The 17,670-nt window shown below is 68.2% G+C and carries 17 protein-coding genes; 9 read left to right on the forward strand and 8 right to left on the reverse strand.

Annotated elements, in window-relative coordinates; translation table 11 throughout:
- Positions 1 to 170: 170 nt before the first annotated feature.
- Positions 171 to 1,541 (forward strand): class II fumarate hydratase, encoded by a 1,371-nt coding sequence (locus LVB77_RS11445; RefSeq protein WP_232910265.1) that lies wholly within the window; start codon positions 171 to 173, stop codon positions 1,539 to 1,541.
- A gap of 877 nt (positions 1,542 to 2,418) precedes the next feature.
- Here the strand turns inward: LVB77_RS11445 and LVB77_RS11450 are convergent.
- The 7 genes from LVB77_RS11450 to LVB77_RS11480 form a co-directional block, all read right to left on the reverse strand.
- Positions 2,419 to 3,669, reverse strand: a complete 1,251-nt coding sequence (locus LVB77_RS11450; RefSeq protein WP_232906242.1) for a serine hydrolase domain-containing protein — start codon at positions 3,667 to 3,669, stop codon at positions 2,419 to 2,421.
- A 238-nt stretch (positions 3,670 to 3,907) separates the two neighbouring features.
- On the reverse strand, positions 3,908 to 4,444 hold the full coding sequence (locus LVB77_RS11455; protein WP_232906243.1) for a YggN family protein: 537 nt from the start codon (positions 4,442 to 4,444) through the stop codon (positions 3,908 to 3,910).
- A gap of 35 nt (positions 4,445 to 4,479) precedes the next feature.
- Complete coding sequence (locus tag LVB77_RS11460) at positions 4,480 to 5,244, reverse strand: DUF2807 domain-containing protein (protein WP_232906244.1); 765 nt, start codon at positions 5,242 to 5,244, stop codon at positions 4,480 to 4,482.
- Positions 5,245 to 5,390: 146 nt separating this feature from the next.
- Entirely contained in the window at positions 5,391 to 6,461 is a 1,071-nt protein-coding gene (locus LVB77_RS11465; RefSeq protein ID WP_232906245.1) for a hypothetical protein, read from the reverse strand.
- Positions 6,458 to 7,333: an ABC transporter ATP-binding protein gene (locus LVB77_RS11470; RefSeq protein WP_232906246.1), complete on the reverse strand. Its 876-nt coding sequence runs from the start codon at positions 7,331 to 7,333 to the stop codon at positions 6,458 to 6,460. Before LVB77_RS11470 ends, LVB77_RS11465 begins: the two co-directional genes overlap by 4 nt.
- The gene (locus LVB77_RS11475; RefSeq protein ID WP_232906247.1) at positions 7,330 to 7,704 is read right to left on the reverse strand and encodes a GntR family transcriptional regulator; all 375 of its coding nucleotides are present in this window, start codon (positions 7,702 to 7,704) and stop codon (positions 7,330 to 7,332) included. Before LVB77_RS11475 ends, LVB77_RS11470 begins: the two co-directional genes overlap by 4 nt.
- A gap of 3 nt (positions 7,705 to 7,707) precedes the next feature.
- Positions 7,708 to 8,115 carry a hypothetical protein gene (locus LVB77_RS11480; RefSeq protein ID WP_232906248.1) on the reverse strand — a complete coding sequence of 136 codons (408 nt, stop codon included), beginning with the start codon at positions 8,113 to 8,115 and terminating at the stop codon, positions 7,708 to 7,710.
- A 149-nt stretch (positions 8,116 to 8,264) separates the two neighbouring features.
- Here LVB77_RS11480 and LVB77_RS11485 point away from each other — a divergent pair, with 149 nt between their 5' ends.
- The 7 genes from LVB77_RS11485 (at position 8,265) to LVB77_RS11515 (ending at position 15,571) form a co-directional block, all read left to right on the forward strand.
- Positions 8,265 to 8,852, forward strand: coding sequence for a glutathione peroxidase (locus LVB77_RS11485; RefSeq protein ID WP_232906249.1), 588 nt, complete (start codon positions 8,265 to 8,267; stop codon positions 8,850 to 8,852).
- A gap of 160 nt (positions 8,853 to 9,012) precedes the next feature.
- Positions 9,013 to 9,966, forward strand: coding sequence for an FKBP-type peptidyl-prolyl cis-trans isomerase (locus LVB77_RS11490; RefSeq protein ID WP_232906250.1), 954 nt, complete (start codon positions 9,013 to 9,015; stop codon positions 9,964 to 9,966).
- Positions 9,967 to 10,085: 119 nt separating this feature from the next.
- Entirely contained in the window at positions 10,086 to 10,913 is an 828-nt protein-coding gene (locus LVB77_RS11495; protein ID WP_232906251.1) for an FKBP-type peptidyl-prolyl cis-trans isomerase, read from the forward strand.
- Positions 10,914 to 11,002: 89 nt separating this feature from the next.
- Complete coding sequence (locus LVB77_RS11500) at positions 11,003 to 12,349, forward strand: UDP-glucose/GDP-mannose dehydrogenase family protein (RefSeq protein ID WP_232906252.1); 1,347 nt, start codon at positions 11,003 to 11,005, stop codon at positions 12,347 to 12,349.
- On the forward strand, positions 12,346 to 12,582 hold the full coding sequence (locus tag LVB77_RS11505; protein WP_232906253.1) for a SlyX family protein: 237 nt from the start codon (positions 12,346 to 12,348) through the stop codon (positions 12,580 to 12,582). The genes LVB77_RS11500 and LVB77_RS11505 overlap by 4 nt, the downstream gene beginning before the upstream one ends.
- A 79-nt stretch (positions 12,583 to 12,661) precedes the next feature.
- Complete coding sequence (locus tag LVB77_RS11510) at positions 12,662 to 13,384, forward strand: DUF2058 family protein (protein ID WP_232906254.1); 723 nt, start codon at positions 12,662 to 12,664, stop codon at positions 13,382 to 13,384.
- Positions 13,385 to 13,453: 69 nt separating this feature from the next.
- Positions 13,454 to 15,571 carry an acyltransferase family protein gene (locus LVB77_RS11515; protein WP_232906255.1) on the forward strand — a complete coding sequence of 706 codons (2,118 nt, stop codon included), beginning with the start codon at positions 13,454 to 13,456 and terminating at the stop codon, positions 15,569 to 15,571.
- Positions 15,572 to 15,589: 18 nt separating this feature from the next.
- Here the strand turns inward: LVB77_RS11515 and LVB77_RS11520 are convergent, their stop codons facing one another.
- Positions 15,590 to 16,447 carry an alpha/beta hydrolase gene (locus tag LVB77_RS11520; protein WP_232906256.1) on the reverse strand — a complete coding sequence of 286 codons (858 nt, stop codon included), beginning with the start codon at positions 16,445 to 16,447 and terminating at the stop codon, positions 15,590 to 15,592.
- A 218-nt stretch (positions 16,448 to 16,665) separates the two neighbouring features.
- On the opposite strand from LVB77_RS11520, the gene LVB77_RS11525 reads away from it, so the two are divergent.
- Positions 16,666 to 17,496, forward strand: coding sequence for a right-handed parallel beta-helix repeat-containing protein (locus tag LVB77_RS11525; RefSeq protein ID WP_232906257.1), 831 nt, complete (start codon positions 16,666 to 16,668; stop codon positions 17,494 to 17,496).
- Positions 17,497 to 17,670: the final 174 nt, after the last annotated feature.

Below are 17,670 nucleotides of genomic sequence, written 5' to 3' on the forward strand. Positions count from 1 at the left end.
GACGTGGCCCGCGCGCCCGCGCCCGCCACGGCCCGACACCCCACGACGCAATGGAGTTGGCAATGGCGACCCGACGCAAGACCCCGGCCGCGGCCGGTAAGACCGCCCCCCGCAAGTCCCCGACCCGCGCCGCCGCGGGCGCCGCGGCGTTCCGCCTCGAACACGACAGCATGGGCGAGCTGCGGGTGCCCGCGGCCGCGCTATGGGGCGCGCAGACCCAGCGCGCGGTGCAGAACTTCCCGATTTCCGGCGTGCCGATGCCGCGCGAATTCATCCGCGCGCTGGCCTACGTCAAGGCCGCCGCGGCCGAGGTCAACGGCGACCTGGAGCTGCTGGACGAAGGCCAGTGGCTGGCGATCCGCGACGCCGCGCTGGAGGTCGCCGGCGGCCGTCACGACGCCCAGTTCCCGATCGACGTGTTCCAGACCGGTTCCGGCACCTCCAGCAACATGAATGCCAACGAGGTGATCGCGACCCTGGCCACGCGCGCCGGCAAGGTCGCGATCCACCCCAACGACCACGTCAACCTGGGCCAGAGCTCCAACGACGTGATCCCGACCGCGATCCGCGTCTCGGCCAAGCTGGCCGCGACCGAATCGCTGCTGCCTGCGCTCAAGCACCTGCGCAAGACCATCGAGCGCCGCGCCAAGTCGCTGGCCAAGGTCACCAAGACCGGCCGCACCCACCTGATGGACGCGATGCCGCTGACCTTCGGCCAGGAATTCGGCGCCTGGGCGGCGCAACTGGCCTCGGCGCAGGAGCGCATCGAGGACAGCCTCAAGCGCCTGCGCCGGCTGCCGATCGGCGGCACCGCCATCGGCACCGGCATCAACGCCGATCCGCGCTTCGGCAAGGCCATGGCGCGTGCGCTGTCGTCGCTGGCCGGGACCAAGTTCGAATCGGCCCGCGACAAGTTCGAAGGCCTGGCGGCGCAGGACGACGCGGTCGAACTGTCCGGCCAGTTGTCGACGCTGGCGGTGGCGCTGAGCAAGATCGCCAACGACCTGCGCTGGATGAACGCCGGTCCGCTCGCCGGCCTGGGCGAGATCGAACTGCCGGCGCTGCAGCCGGGCAGCTCGATCATGCCGGGCAAGGTCAATCCGGTGATCCCGGAGGCGATGGCCATGGTCTGCGCGCAGGTGATCGGCCACCACGGCGCGATCACCGTCGCCGGCCAGAGCGGCAACTTCCAGCTCAACGTGATGCTGCCGCTGATCGCCTACGACCTGCTGGACTCGATCCGCCTGCTCGGCAACGCCATGCGCCTGCTCGCCGACAGCGCCATCGCCGGGCTCAAGGTGCGCGAGGACCGCGTGCGCGAGGCCTTGGACCGCAATCCCATCCTGGTCACCGCGCTCAATCCCATCATCGGTTACGAAAAAGCCGCCGCGATCGCCAAGCGCGCCTACAAGGAAGGCCGGCCGGTGTTGGAGGTCGCGATCGCCGAGACCGGCATGGCCGAGAAGGAATTGCGCCGATTGCTGGACCCGGCCGCGCTCACGCGTGGAGGCATCCACGCGGGTGCGGGCGGCGGTGGCTGAGGACGAACCTCAGCGTCCGTACGCAACCCGTTAAAGCGGTGGGTCGCAGCAGGCTCCGCAAGCGCAGCAAGTGGTGCCGCCGCAGCAACTCATCTTGCCGGGGGTGCCGTCTGCGCAGTTAGCGCTGCAGCAGTTCGGACAATCTGGGCAGGGGAGAGACGGGCAGTTGGGGCAGGGGCCTGCAGTTAGGCTTGAGGTCGAAAGGCTCGATGCCGAAAGGGGCTCATCGATTGGCCCGCATTGCTTGGGTTCAATTTTCGCAGCGCGCGGATTGTATTTAGACACTACCGTAAGGCCAAGGCTGAACCCATCGGCACCATCAATGTTTACTGTTCCGCTTTTGCCCTCAGCTATCCGCATCCTGGGCTCACCAAGTATGACCCAAGCACCTTCAATTTGCTCTAAGACGATCACGCTTATGTCTACCGCCGCGTCGCCCTTTGGTGTTCTTGCGCCGGGACTAACCAGCGCCTGCATTCGAATGGCGCCATTCTGATCGCCTATCGTGATACGCCCAGGCTTGCCATACAGCAGTTGCATGCTTGGCGAAGCGACCACCTTGCCGTCTCGAATGAGTTCAAGCTTTAAATCGTAAACATTGTGCTTGGTCGGCAACGTGTAGGCGCTAGCGCCGGTCGCGACCATAAAAAAGAATGTAAGTGTCCAAGCAAGGCTTGCTAGCAATGGGTGCCACGAATTATTCCATTTCATGGGTGTCCAGCCTGTTTTTGAGTATCTAGGTCTGCAAGAAACATATTGAAGATGTAAATTGTGTGCCTGGCATTTGCGTCGAAAAATTACTCGCTTACAGCACTGATTCGAAGCTAGCAAAGTATTTTCCAAGATGCAAAGAGGGTGCGTAGGCAAGTGCCAAAATTTATAACTGTGGCCGCGCCAGCGGCGCACATGGCGAATGCGCTTGCGCGCGCGCTTTCGGCAGGCGCCATTCCGGGTGGTCGTAGGGAATGTAGTTGACCCAGAACCAGGGCAGGCAGGTCGTGCCCAAGGTCGCGTCGGCCAGGTATTTGAACAGGCCTTCGCCGTTGGAGCTGTTGCTCAGGATCACCATGCAGCGGCGCCCGTCGGCCACGCACAGGGCGAGGTTGTTGGTGCCGTCGTCGTGGCCGCCCTTGGACCAGGCCAGGCCCTGCGGTTCGCGATAGGTGAGCCAGCCCAGCGCGTACGACAGTTCGATGCTGCGGTTGTCGGGATTCGCGTCCAGCGACAGGGTCGGGAACTGCTGCACCGAATCGATCGCGATCTGCGGACGCAGCAGCTCGGCCTTGCTGGCGGCGCTGAGGCCGTCGCCGCGCGCCAGTCCGGCCAGGAACGCGGCCTGGTCGGCGATGGTGGTGTCCATCGAGCCGGCCGCGCGCACCGCGCCGCGCTGCTTGTGGCCCAGGGGCTTGTTGTCCTGGTCGTAGCCGATCGCCAGGTTGTCGGCGAAATCCTCGCGCCAGACCAGGCTGGTGCGGCGCATGCCGTAGCGGTCGTAGACCTGCTTCTGCATCAGCTCGGCGACGTCCACGCCCAGGCCGAACTCGATCACGAACTGCAGCAGGTTGATGCCTTCGCCGGAATAGGCGTAACGCTGGCCGGGATCGAAGTAGAACTTGAGCTTGCCCTTCGGGTCGTAGCCGCCCTCCGGGGTGAAGAAGCGGAAGTTGGCGAAGCCGCCGGTGTGCGACAGCAGCATGCGCGGGGTCAGCCGGCGCCAGCGTTCGTCGCCGGCGAGGTCGGCGTATTTTTCGTATTCGGGCAGCGGCTTGGGCAGGTACTGCGCGATCGAACGGTCCAGGTCCAACCGGCCGGATTCGACCAGGGACATCACCGCGTAGGCGAACTCGCCCTTGGTGATCGAGGCGCCGTACATGACGGTGTCGGTGGTCAGCGGCAGCTTGCGCTCCAGATCGCGCGAGCCGTAGGCCTTCAGATGCACGATGCGGCCGTCGTCGATCACCGCCAGCGCCAGTCCGGGCACGCGCCCGGCCTGCATCAGGCGTTCGACTTCGCGGTCCAGCGCCGCGCCGCGCAAGGGCGGGGCGGCGGCGTCGCGGCTGGCGGTGGAGGCGCAGCCGGCCAGGCTCAACACGGCGGCGACGGCGAACAACAGGGCACGCACAGGCATGACGGTACCTCCGATCTGGGTTCGGACGGCTACCCGCTTCGCGGGACGTTGGGGGCGGATCGGGTCGGGGCGAGGGCCGGGCCGACCGGGGCAAATCGTGCGGGTCTGACGGGTGTGGAGCTAGTTGGTTCGGGTCCGATCGGGTCCGATCGGTTTGAATCACGTCAGTTTAAACCAGGTCGAGCGGGTGTCCGTCGCAGCACCGGAGAAGCGACGGACACCGCACTCGATAAAACGTTTAGGCGTTGCAGTCGCTCACACTGCCGCGGTCGAGCTGGGCATAGGGCTCGAACGCGGGCAGGGTCTGCACCAGCGCGTCCTGCGCGGCGCGCATTTCGACCACGCGCTTGCACAGGCGCTGGGCCTGTTGGGCGATGTTGTCGGCCTCGGCGTCGATCTTGTCGCCGACCGAGTCCGCATTGCCCTTGACCACGCCCTCGATCGCGCCGGCCACCGCCTTGCCGGCGATGTCGACGCCGGCCTTGCCGATGGCGATGCCGTCGTCGCGCACGGCCACCGCGTTGGTGTACAGGCGCAGGGCTTCGGCGCGCTGCGCCGGGTTCAGCGCCACCGCTTTGCCGTCGATGCTCAGGTCGCCGCGGTTGGTGATCACCGCGATGCTGCCGTTGCCGTGCAGGCTGATGCGGTCGTCGCCCAGTTCGATGTGCTTGAGCACGCCGTCGCCGCCGATGGTGACGCGGTCGTGGCTGCCGCAGCCGGCCAGGGCCAGGGCCAGGGCGAACAAGGGGATGGACAGTACGCTAGCGAGTTTCATGACGGAGTCCTGGCGGAAGATGTAAAGGGGCCGGATCATTCGTTGTCGCGCGGCACGTCGACCTTGCCGGTCACGTCGCGGTGGCGCACCGAGCCGCTGCCCACCGAGCGCACGTGCAGGTTGCCGCGCGCGCCGTGGACCTCGATGTCGCCGGAGCCGATCTCGTCGACGTCGACGTTGCCGCCCACGCCGTACAGCTCGACGTCGCCCGAGCCGATGTCGCCGACCTTGACGTCGCGCGCGACCTTGCGCGCCTTGAGATCGCCCGAACCCACCGACACCACGTGCAGCGCGCCGATGTTCTCCAGTTCGATGTCGCCGGAGCCGACGTCGGCGGTGACCTGGCCGCGCACGTTCTCGGCGCGCACGTCGCCGGAACCGACATCGGCGCTGAGCGCGGCCACGCCGGTGGCGCGGGCGTCGCCGGAGCCGACGTTGAGCTGCACCATCAGGTCCGCTGGCACCGTCGCCTTCAGGCGCAGGTAGGCGTAGTTGTTGCCCAGGCTCAGCCAGGCGCGCTGGTCGCGCCGCGCCACCACCACCAGCTTGTCGCCGACGCGGTGCTGGCTGAGGGTGAGCTCGGGCAGGTACTTGGCATCGGAGGCGCAGGCGCGGCCGTGGACGGCGTAGTCGGTGCCGGTGACCACTTCGATATCGTGTTGGCCGATGTCGAACACCACCGCCTTGGCGCCGGCCAGGTCCAGCTTGAGGTCGCGGGCCTGGGAATGCTGGCAGTTGCCGTCCTGCGCCATCGCCGCGAACGGCAGCAGGGCGAGGGCACCGAGGATGAACTTGCGCATCACATACTCCTGTCGGGTCGGACCCGCCGTGGCGGCGGGCGTCGCGTACTTGGATGCAGTTGCAGCGATCAGGGTTGCATTGCGTGTGCGGGTTTCTTGCTGCGCCGGGCGGAGCCGCATCCGCGGCCCGCGCCCGGCGTCGGAGATCAACCCTCGTCGCGCCAGCGGCGCAGACGGACCGAGGCGTAGATCATGGCCGCGCCGACCGCCGCGCCGACCCACAGCTGCAGGCTGCCCAGGACCGAGTACATCGTGCGCAGGTTGATCACTTCGTGGACCACCGAGGGGCCCTCGCTGTGGATCTCGCCGACGTTGATCGCATCGATCCAGCCGCCGGGGAACACGCTGGCCAGCGAGCGGACCACGATGTTCTTCCAGAACCAGCCGCTATCCAGGTTGAACAGCTGCATCAGATCGAACCAGGACACGAAGATGCCGGCGAACAGCGGGATCATGATGGCCCACAGGAACGGCTTGCTACGGGCCCAGGACGAGCACAGCATCAGCCAGCCCACTGTCGGCAGCGCCCACAGTGCGTAGATCGGGATGCTGGCGATCATGTTCATCGCGACCTTGAACGGGCTGCCCGGACCCCACAGCAGGGTGATCGGGTTGCCGCCGTGGATCAGCACCACCACGCTCAGGATCACCAGGAAGCCCAGCATGGTCGCCAGCGAGGCGGCCACCGCCAGCAACGGCGCGGTCAGGGTGGCGCTGGCGACCTTCGACAGCACGGTCTGGCCGTCGGACACCGGCAGCGATTTCCAGAACAGCACGCTGCGGTCCTTGCGCTCGTCGTAGAGGCTGCCCAGGCAGTAGAAGAACACCACGAAGGCCAGCACGATCAGGGGCCAGCTGCCGGCCACGAACAGCAGGCCGTCGACGGCGCCGCCCAGCTCGCGCATGTCCTCCTTGCTGAGCCGCTCGGTCAGGTTGGACAGGTCCAGCCCGTTGAGCCTGATGTCGCCGTTGTCGGTGCTGATCATCGCGTGGTTGCTGTTGCTGTCGATGACCTTGCGCGCGGCGAACTCGCCGACGCCGATGCCCATCACGGCCAACAGCAGGAAGATCGCGCCGGCCAGCAGCGGCGCCCACAGGAAGCCGCCACGGTGTTCCCAGAACTCGCGCCGCAGCAGCAGGCGGAAGGTGTGGGTGGGATGGACGGCGGCGACGGTGCGCGGTGCGGGACGGTCGGCGTTGAGATCGATCGCGTTCATGCGTAGGTCCCCTTCATGGTGGCGACGAACAGATCGGCCAGGCCGGGCGTTCGGGTTTCGCCGAGTTCGGCCAGCCGGTCGTGCGGCGCGCCGTCGTACAGCATCACGGTCTTGCCGAACGGCAGGGCGCGTTCGTCCAGCGGCTTGAGTGCGCGCGCCTGCTCCAGCTTGTCGGCGTTGACCAGCACCTCGACGAAGCGTTCGCCGAGGATTTCCATGTCGCTGTTCAGCACGACCTTGCCGTCGCGGATGAACAACACGTCGGTGAGGATGTGCTCGATCTCCTCGACCTGGTGGGTGGTGACGATGATGGTCTTCTCCTCGTCGAAGTAGTCCTCCAGCAGGCGCTGGTAGAACTGCTTGCGGTAGAGGATGTCCAGGCCCAGGGTCGGCTCGTCCAGCACCAGCAGGCGCGCGTCGATCGCCATCACCAGGGCCAGGTGCAGCTGCACGATCATGCCCTTGGACAGTTCGCGCACGCGCAGGTTGGGCTTGAGCTGGGTGCCGGCGAGGAAGCGCTCGCACTTGGCGCGGTCGAAGCGCGGATGCACGCCGGCGACGAAGTCGATCGCCTCCTTGACCCGGATCCAGCGCGGCAGCACCGCAACGTCGGCGATGAAGCACACGTCGCGCATCAGCTCGTCGCGCTGGGTGCGCGGATCGCGGCCCAGCACCTTCAGGTCGCCCTCGAAGGGGATCAGGCCGAGGATGGCCTTGAGCGCGGTGGTCTTGCCGGCGCCGTTGGGACCGATCAGGCCGACGATGCGTCCGGCCGGGATCTCGAAGGCGGTGTTGTCCAGCGCGACCTTGTTCTTATAGGCCTTGCGCAGGCCGCGGGCGCTGACGACGTTGGACTGGGATTGCGCGTTCATTGCGCACCCGCCTTGCCGCCGCCCGCGGACAGCAGCTCTTCCGTGCTCAGGCCCAGCCGCAGGATGCGTTCCAGCACCAGCGGCCATTCCTCGCGCAGGAACCGCTCGCGTTCGTTCAGCAGCAGTTTCTTGGCAGCCTCTTCGGTGACGTACATGCCCAGTCCTCGGCGTTTTTCGACTAGTGCCTCGTCGGCCAACTCTTGGTAGGCGCGCGAGACGGTGATGGGGTTGAGCTGATACTCGGCCGCCACCTGCCGCACGGAGGGCAGGGCGTCGCCGGGCTTGAGCACGCCGTCGAGCATCATGGCGACGACGCGTTCCTTCAGCTGGCGATAGATGGGAGCGCCGTCGCTCCATTGGATAGCGGTCATGGTTCAGCCCCGCGGTGCGAATGAGAAATAAGGCATGACTAAGGCCTGGCGATTGCGCCGCGTGGCCTTCCGGGCTTTGCGGTGCGGTACTGCGTCGTCGGCCGGCTCCGCGGCAGAAACGTTTTCGAGGGCGTTGGCCAGGGCCACCGCCGTGGCCAGCTCGGCGGTGAAGGCGGCGGCGTCGGCCAGGCTCTCCACGCGCTGCGCGCGGGCTTCGATGCGACGGGCCTGGGCTTCGGCGCGGCGGGCGATGGCGTCGGTGTCCAGCGCCACGACGACGCCGGACGGCGCCAGCCGCGGCTGGGGGGAGGGGCTGCCCGGCAGAGCCGGATTCGCCGCGACCAGGGCCAGCACCAAAGTGGCGCCGCTGACCAGGAGGGCGGAAATCGAGTTATGGAGCTTGCTGTTCATGGCGAACGTCCTGCTCGTTGGTAGACCGGTGTTGTATGCAACTATAACACCAAAACACACCCGGTCAAGTCCGCCGACCCCAACTGAAGTCATACTTGGCCCACCGGCCGTCCCGGCCCCCGTTTCCACCTGCCAAGTCCGAGCCCCCCATGCCCGCTTTCGCCCCCCGAATCCGCCGTACGGCCGCCGTGGCCGCCGTCAGTCTGCTGCTGGTCGCCGGTTTGGCCTCGGCCGCCGGGTCGCTGCTGGACCGCAGCTTCCGCCCCCTGGCCGGCAAGCAGGCCATCAATCTGCGCAGCCAGTACGGCGGGCAGGTGCTGCTGCTGGTCAATACCGCCAGCAAATGCGGCTTCACCCCGCAATTCGAGGCCCTGGAAGGCCTGCACGCCAAGTACAAGGGGCAGGGCTTCGCCGTGCTCGGGTTCCCGTCGGGCGACTTCAAGGCCCAGGAATTCGAGGACGAGAAGCAGATTCAGGAGTTCTGCACGCTCACCTACGGGGTCAAGTTCCCGATGTTCGAGAAGGTGCACGTGGTCGGCGATCAGGCCACGCCGCTGTACCGCGATCTGGCCAGCACCGCCGGCGAGGCGCCGAAGTGGAACTTCCACAAGTACCTGATCGGCCGCGACGGCAAGCTGATCGCCAGCTACGGCAGCAAGGTCAAGCCCGACGACCCGACCGTGGTCGCGGCGATCGAGGCCGCGCTGAAGGCGCCGCGCCCGAAGAAGGCCGGCTGAGCGGCCCGGGCCGGCCCCAATATATGAGTGCGGTTTCAAATAGCGCGTTTTCGATGGAATCCGGCGCGATTGCCCACAGGCGCGCGGCCCGCGACAATGTCCGGCTTGCGCGCGTATCCACGCCGCCGATGATTCCCATACACCAAGGAGTAGGGACCCGATGAAGGCTTTCGTACGCGGCGCCGCTGCGTTGATCACCACCGCGGTCGCGCTGAGCAGCGCGGCGGCCATTGCCCAGGACAAGACCGTGCTGACCACCGAACGCGAAAAGATCAGCTATGCCATCGGCCTGGACGTGGGCAAGTCGATCAAGCCGGTGGGCCCGGATCTGGACTTGGCCATGTTCGAAAAGGCCGTGCGCAACAGCTTCGACGGCGGCAAGCCGATGATCGGCGAAGACGACGCGCGCGCCACCGACACGGCCCTGCGCGCGCGCGTGGCCGCACGCGACGGCAAGTCGGCGCCGGGCAGCGCGCCGGGCACGCCGCCGCCGGCCCCGCCGGCCGTGGACAAGGGCAAGGTCGCCCAGCTGATCGGCGGCTACATGGTCGGCCCGTCGCTGACGCCGATCAAAGCCGAGATCGAAGTGCCGCTGCTGATGCAGGGCGTGCGCGCCGTCCTCAGCGACGGCAAGCCGCTGCTGACCGAGGCCGAGGAAAAGACCGTGCTGACCGCTTTCAGCGAGCGCATGGGCAAGAAGATGGAAGCCGACGCCGCCGCCGCGGGCGAGAAGAATCTCGCCGAGGGCAAGGCGTTCCTGGAGAAGAACAAGACCGTCAAGGGCGTGTTCACCACGCCGTCGGGCCTGCAGTACATGGTGCTGCGCCCCGGTTCCGGCGCGCGCCCCAAGCCCAGCGACCGCGTGCGCGTGCACTACAAGGGCACCCTGCTCAACGGCAACGTGTTCGACAGCTCCTACGACCGCGGCCAGCCGGCCGACTTCGGTTTGAACCAAGTCATCCAGGGCTGGTCGGAAGGCGTGGCGATGATGAACGTCGGTTCCAAGTTCCGTTTCTGGATCCCGGCCGAACTCGCCTACGGCCCCAAGGGCCCGCCCAGCATCGGTCCCAACGCCACCTTGACCTTCGACGTCGAGCTGGTCGAGATCCTGTAAGGCGGCGGTGGTCCGGCGCGACCGCGCCGGACGCCCGCGGCATGCGATAAGCGAAACGTTCAGCTGGCCGCTGGCAACTTGGCGGCTCCCCCGATGCAAGACGGCATGACCTAGCAGGCATGCCCACCCACCAGGAGTTCCGTTTGATGAAGCCCTTCCTGCGCCACACCGCCCTCGCGCTCGCCGTGGGCTCGCTGGTTCTGTTCGCCGCCGGCTGCGACAAGAAGCCCGGCGAGAAAACCGACGCGGCCAAAACCGAAACCGCTAAGGACGAGGGCAAGGGCGACGTCAAGAACATCCCCGGCCTGGCCACCGAGAAGGAGCAGGTCAGCTACATGATCGGCCTGGACATCGCCAAGTCGCTGGAGATGGCCAAGGACGAAATCGACCTGAACACCATCAACAAGGCGATGAAGACCGCGCTGGCCGGCGAGAAGCCGCTGATGGACGAAAAGCAGGCCGCGGAAGTGCGCGACAGCTTCGCCCAGAAGATCCAGGCCAAGCAGATCGCCAAGATGATGGCCGAGGCCAAGAAGAACCTCGCCGACGGCGAGGCCTTCCTGGCCAGCAACGGCAAGAAGCCGGGCGTGGTCACCACCGCCTCGGGCCTGCAGTACCAGGCGCTGACCGAAGGCAAGGGCGCCAAGCCCAAGCCCACCGACGTGGTGCGCGTGCATTACAAGGGCACGCTGCTGGACGGCAAGCAGTTCGACAGTTCCTACGAGCGTAATCAGCCGGTCGAGTTCCCGCTGCAGCAGGTGGTGCCGGGCTGGCAGGAAGGCATCGCGCTGATGCCGGTCGGCAGCAAGTACAAGCTGTGGATTCCGGCCAAGCTGGGCTACGGCGACAAGGGCACCCCGGGCGGTCCGATCCCGCCGAACTCGGTGCTGGTGTTCGAAGTCGAGCTGCTCGACATCCTCGGCGGCGGTCCCAAGCCGGGCAAGTAAGCCTCACTCGCGCGTTTCGCGCACGCGTGCCCGGCGGCGGAGTTCGCCGGGCACGACGCAACATCGCAGACTGAACCAGAGAGCCCTCCATGCGCGTCACCATCTTCGGCACCGGTTACGTGGGCCTGGTCACCGGTACCTGCCTGGCCGACGTGGGCCACGACGTGGTCTGCGTGGACATCGACGCGGCCAAGGTGGACGGCCTCAACGCCGGCGTGATTCCGATCTACGAGCCCGGCCTGGAGCCGATGGTCAAGGCCAATCACGCCGCCGGCCGCCTCCATTTCACCACCGACGCCGCCGCCGCGATCGCCCACGGCGACATGCTGTTCATCGCCGTCGGCACGCCGCCCGATGAGGACGGCAGCGCCGACCTGCAGTACGTGCTGGCGGTGGCGCGCACCATCGGCCGCCACATCGAACGTCCGGTGGTGGTGGTCAACAAGTCGACCGTGCCGGTGGGCACCGCCGACAAGGTGCAGGCCGCGATCGCCGCCGAACTCGCCCAGCGCGGGATCGAGCTGGCGTTCGACGTCGCCTCCAACCCCGAATTCCTGAAAGAAGGCGATGCGGTCAACGACTGCATGCGTCCGGACCGCATCGTGGTGGGCTCGTCCAACCCGGTCGCGGTGGAGAAACTCAAGCGCCTGTACGCGCCGTTCAACCGCAATCACGAGCGCATCGTGGTGATGGACCTGCGTTCGGCCGAACTGACCAAGTACGCCGCCAACGCGATGCTGGCGACCAAGATCAGTTTCATGAACGAGATCGCCAACATCGCCGAGAAAGTCGGCGCCGACATCGAGATGGTGCGCCAGGGCATCGGTTCGGACCCGCGCATCGGCTACCACTTCATCTACCCGGGCGCCGGTTACGGCGGTTCCTGCTTCCCCAAGGACGTGCAGGCGCTGGCACGCACCGCGCAGCACAGCGGCTACCACGCGCGCCTGCTGGACGCGGTGGAGGCGGTCAACGACAGCCAGAAGGGCCATCTGTTCGAGCTGATCCGGCGTCACTACGGCGGCGACATCAAAGGCAAGACCTTCGCCGTCTGGGGCCTGTCGTTCAAGCCCAACACCGACGACATGCGCGAGGCGTCCAGCCGGCGCCTGCTGGCGCAGTTGTGGGAGGCCGGCGCCAAGGTCCGCGCTTACGACCCCGAAGCGACCGAAGAGGCGCAGCGCATCTTCGGCGAGCGCGAGGATCTGGTGCTGTGCGATTCCTCGCGCGCCGCGCTGGCCGATGCCGATGCGCTGGTGGTGGTCACGGAGTGGAAGCAGTTCCGCAGCCCGGACTTCGCGCGCGTGCGCAATGCGCTGGCCGACGCGGTGATCTTCGACGGCCGCAACCTGTATCACCCCGACGAGGTCGAGTCGGCGGGCCTGGCCTATTACGGCATCGGCCGCGGCCGCTCGATCCGGTTGGACACGCCGTGAGCGCAGACGCCGTCGAACAGCGCCTGGTCGATCTGGAAACGCGGCTCGCGTTCCAGGAGCACGCCTTGCTCGAACTCAGCGACGCGCTGGCCGCCGCCCGCGACGAGGAAGCGCGCACCACACTGCTGCTGCACCGCGCGCTGGAGGAACTGCGCCAGCTGCGCATGGCCCTGTCCAGCGGCGGGCCGGCCGGCAACGACCCGGCCAGCGAACCGCCGCCGCCGCACTACTGAGCGGCGCCGCGCGTTCACCGCGCGCGCCGGCTCTCGTTAATCCCCTTATTCCGCACGCAGCCCTACAAGATTCAAGCCGATGAGCGACACACTGCGCGACCAATTGTTAGGCCTGGGCTTCAAGCCCGCGCCCAAGCCCGAGCGGCCCGAACGCGGCAACGACCCCAAGCGCGGCGGCCCCGGCCGCCGCGACGGCAAACCTGCGCAAGGCGCGCGTGCCGATGCGCGCGGTCCGGGCGCCAATCCCGGCCAGCCGCGCCAGGACGCACGTCACGACGCGCGCCGCGGCCCTGGCGGCAAACCCGGCGCTCCTCATCCCGGTGGCAAGCCGGGCGGCCGTCCGGCCCAGCCGGGGCAGGGCAAGCCGCGCTCGCGCGAGGACATCGACCTGGCCAAGGCCTACGCCATCCGCGCCCAGCGCGAGAAGGACGAGCGCATCGCCGCCGAACAGGCCAAGCAGGAAGAAGCGCGTCTGCGCCGCGAAGCGCGCGCGCGCCTGGCCGAGCTGGTCAAGGATCAGTCCTTGAACGTCGCCGACGCCGAGATCGCGCGCCACTTCCCTTACGGCGGCAAGATCAAGCGCATCTACGTCACCGCCGACCAGCTCAAGGCGCTCAACGCCGGCGAACTGGGCGTGCTGCAGATGGACGGCCGCTACCTGCTGGTGAGCGCGCAGATGCTGGCGCAGGCCGAGGCGGTGTTCCCGCCGTCGGTGGCCCTGAAGGTGGATCCGAACGCGCCCGCGCAGGACGATCCCTACGCCGATCCGCAGTACCAGGTGCCCGACGACCTGGTCTGGTAAGGCGCCCAGGCTTCCCGACCACTCCGCGCCGCGCGACGGCGCACGCGGTTCGTCCGCGAATGGATTCCGATGCGCGCAGACGAAGCTCAGGCCGGCTATCTCCCCTACATCGACGGCCTGCGCGCCGTCGCCGTGCTGGCGGTGGTGTTCTACCACCTCGACGCGGCCTGGCTGCCGGGCGGTTTCACCGGCGTCGACATCTTCTTCGTCATCTCCGGTTTCGTGGTCAGCGCCTCGGTCGTGCGGTTTCCACGCGCCGGTTTCTTCGAATCGCTGCTGCGTTTCTATGCGCGCCGCCTGCGCCGGATCGCGCCGGCGCTGATCGTCTGCCTGCTGGTCACCGGCCTGGCCAGCGCCTTGTTCATCCCCGAGGCCTGGCTCAGCGAGACCAGCCGCAACACCGGGCGCATGGCCTTCTTTGGGCTCAGCAATTTCACCCTGGCCGCGACCGGCAACGATTATTTCTCGCCCAAGGTCGAGTTCAACCCCTACACGCACACCTGGTCGCTGGGCGTGGAGGAGCAGTTCTATGTGGCCTTTCCGCTGCTGTTTCTGGCCTGGAGCTACGGTGCGCGCAAGCGCTGGGTGTCGGTGGCGCTGTTCGCCGTCGCCGCGCTGGCCTCGCTGTGGTACGCGCGCCTCCTGGCGCAGGCCGGCGACCGCACGGTGGAGGCGTTCTATCTGACCACCGGCCGCTTCTGGCAGCTGGGTGCGGGCGTGCTGCTGTATCAGGGGTTGAGCCTGGCGGGCGTGTCGGCACGCAGCGGCGAACAGGCCGCGCGCGTCTGGCGCGGCTTGCGTTCGGCGGGACTGGGCGTGGCGGTGCTGCTGATCGCGGCGGGTTTCGTCTACGCGCGTCCAGGGCACTCGCCCTGGCCGGACGGTCTGTGGCCGGTGCTGGGCACCTTGCTGCTGCTGGGCCTGCTGTACGCGGGCGGCGCCGGCGGCATGCTGGGGCGCGCGCTGTCGACCGCGCCGGCGGTGGCGATCGGGCGCATCTCGTACTCGTTGTATCTGTGGCACTGGCCGGTGTTCGTGCTGTTCCGCTGGACCCTGGGGCTGGAGTCGGCGGGGGCGCGTGCGCTGGCCTTGGGCCTGGCCATCGCGTTGGCCATCGCGTCGTATCGTCTGGTCGAACGCCCGCTGCGCCACGCCGCGCCGCTGGTGCGCATGCGCAACTGGGGCTTCGTGACCGCCGCGGTGCTGGTGGTGTTCGCGTCCAGCGCGATCTACCGCCATGTCGCGCGCCACACCGACGATTACTCGTTGAGCGTGGTCAGCCGCAACGCCGGCGACTGGTATCCGTACGGGCCCGAAACCGACCCGGCGTACCCGGGCTGCAAGGCGACGGTGCGCACCGAACAGATCCAGGGCGGCGCGGCCTGGGTGTACGAACGCGGCGGCTGCGAACGCGCGCCGGCGGATGGGCGGCGCCTGTTCGTCGCCGGCGACTCGCATGCCGGCGCCTATTCGGAACTGCTGCAGCGCTCGGCGCTGGCCAGCGGGCGCAGCGCGACGCTGTACTTCGCCGGCGGCTGCGGCGTGGCCGGGCTGGTCGATCGCCGCGAATTCGACAACCCCGCATGCCGCGCCTATGTCGAGGCGGTAGTGGCCGACGTGGGCCGCAAGGCGCGCCCGGGCGACGTGCTGTTCCTGCCGGCCCTGCGCCTGCCGCGCCTGTCCGAGCAGTGGACCTTGTTCGACGAGAACGCCGCGGTCAGCGCGACGTTCGGCGCCGACGCGCAGGCCTCGCGCCAGCAAGGCGTGGTTGGAGCGGTGGAACGCCTGCGCCCGCTGGCCCAGCGCGGGGTGCGGATCGTGTTCGAGGCGCCCAAGCCCTTGTTGCGCGCGCCGCCGTACCGCTGTTCGGATTGGTTCAACCGCGACAATCCGGTGTGCGCGCGCGGCCTGACGGTAGAGCGCGATTTCCTGCAGCGTTACCGCGCGCCCAGCCTGCAGGCGCTGCAGCAGATCGTCGCGCAGTTGCCGGGCGCGAGCCTGTGGGATCCGTTCCCGGTGCTGTGCCCGGGACCGACCTGCGCCGCGCTGCGCGACGGCCGGCCGCTGTACTTCGATGGCGACCACCTCAGCGGCTACGGCAACCGTCTGTTGCTGCCGAGCTTCTCCGCGCACCTGGACGGCCTGGTCGCGGCGGATACCGGTAAAGCGGCCGCCGCCGCGCACTGACGCCGGCCGCGTCCGGCCTCAGGCCGCCTCGCTGGCAGGTGCCGGCTCGCGCGCAGCCTCGCCGCCGCGCATGCGCGCGATCATGGCCGCGATCGCCTCGGCGGTGTCCAGCGGCCGCTCCATCGGGAATAGATGGCTGCCTTCGACCCAGGCCCAACGCGGCCCGACCAGGCGCCGCGTCGCCGCGCTGCCGGCCTGGCGCAGCTCGCGCGAGCGGGTGCCGGCCAGAAACGCCACCGGTACGCGCAGGCGTGGCGCCAGATCGCTGAGCGCGGTGGTGGGCAGGCTGCGGTAGATCGCGTATTCGGTCTCGCGCACGAACGCGAGCTCGCGCTCGCCGTCCGCGCGCGCGCGGGTGCCGTGGTCGACGTAATCCTCCAGCACGCGCGGGTGCCAGCGCGCGAAGGCGGGCTTGGCCATGAAATGCGCGCGCACGGCCTCGCGGTCGGGCCAATGCTGGCGCCGCTGCAGGGTCGCACGCATCGGCATCAGCAGATCGTCCAGGCCGGTGCGGCGGCCCAGCGACACCAGGTGCGCGCGCCAGCCGGCGATCAGCGGCGAATCCAGCATCACCACGCCGCCGATGCGCGCGCCCAGCGCACTGTCGCCCAGACGGTGAGCGGCCAGCAGGCTGAGGTAACCGCCCAGCGAATGCCCGACCAGCCAGATCCGGCGCGCGTCGGCGGCCGCGGCCTGCACGCGCTCGGCCAACTCCTCAACCAGATGCGGCCAGTCCGGCGTGACCGGATAGCGCGGGTCGTGGCCGATGCGCTCGGGGCGGGCGATGCGGTAATCGCGCGCAAGCGCGTCCAGCATCAGTCCGTAGACCGGCGCCGGAAAGCCGTTGGCGTGGGAAAACAGCAGCAGATCCTGCATGGAGGCGGCAGCGGGCAGGGCGGATGGTTAAACATACCATTGCGTATGGTTTCGCGATAGGCGGCGAAATCCGCGCACGACGCCGCCGATTCCGTGCGATGCCCGGATTGGCGCATATCGCCCACGGGTCGGCGCAAGTCGCTGGCTGTGAGAACGCGCGTGCTTAGGATGATCGTGAGCCGGTCATCGGCTCGATCGCATCCATCGAGAGGGAACTCATGCGCTTCATGCCATACCTTGGCCTGGCCCTGTTCGGGCTGGGTTTTTCCACCGCCGCCAGCGCTTGCGACACCGTACTTACGCCCGACGTGAACACCATCGCCGCGTCCGGCAGCTACTGCCTCAACGCCAGCCGCGACCGTCCGATCCGGATCGTCGCCTCCAACGTCGAACTGGACTGCAAGGGCCGCACCGTTTCGCGCCGCACCGATGCGCAGGGCGAGCATATCGGCATCGAGGTCGAACCCGGCAACGGCGTGACCGTGCGCAACTGCCGCGTCGATGGCTACCGCAGCGGCATCCTGCTGACCGCCGAGCGCGACGCGCAACTGATCAACAACACCATCCTGCGCGCGACCGAGATCGCGATCACCGTCAACGGCAGCCGCATCCCGGGCCCGCCCGGCATCCGCCTGACCGGCAATCGCGTGATCGGCTACTGGCGCGGCAACGACGAATACTCGGTATGGACGCCGGCGTTCGACATCTCCAACGCGCCCGGCGTGCAGATGGTCAACAACGTGGTCGTGGGCTACCGCGGCGCACGCGGCGTGGTGCTCGCGCATTCGCCGGACGCGCAGCTCACCGGCAACCAGTTCCTGGACTTCACCGCCGAGGCCAGCGGCGTGATCTCGCTGACCGATTCGCCGCGCGCGCGGCTGGTGCACAACACCGTGGCCATGGATCAGGTGCGCGCGCGCGAGGCCATGTACTCCGACACCGCCGACCACACCTGCGTGGAGAACATCGCCATCAACACCCAGGGCTGGGGCGCGGGCTGCGCGGTGTCGCGTTACAACATCGAACAACCCTGGTACGAGCCGCACTGAGGCCGGGCTTGCGGCCGTGGCGCCTGGGCGCCGCGGCCGCACACGGCACGCCGCCGTGCTTGCCGCGAAGGCGGGGATCCAGCGACTGCAAAGTCATGCCTGGCGAGGCCCTGGATCCCCGCCTTCGCGGCAAGCGCGGCGGGGATCGGATACGCAGATTGCGAGGCAGGCTGA

The sequence above is a fragment of the Lysobacter sp. 5GHs7-4 genome, assembly GCF_021284765.1.
In the GTDB taxonomy this organism is placed as follows: Bacteria; Pseudomonadota; Gammaproteobacteria; order Xanthomonadales; family Xanthomonadaceae; genus Lysobacter.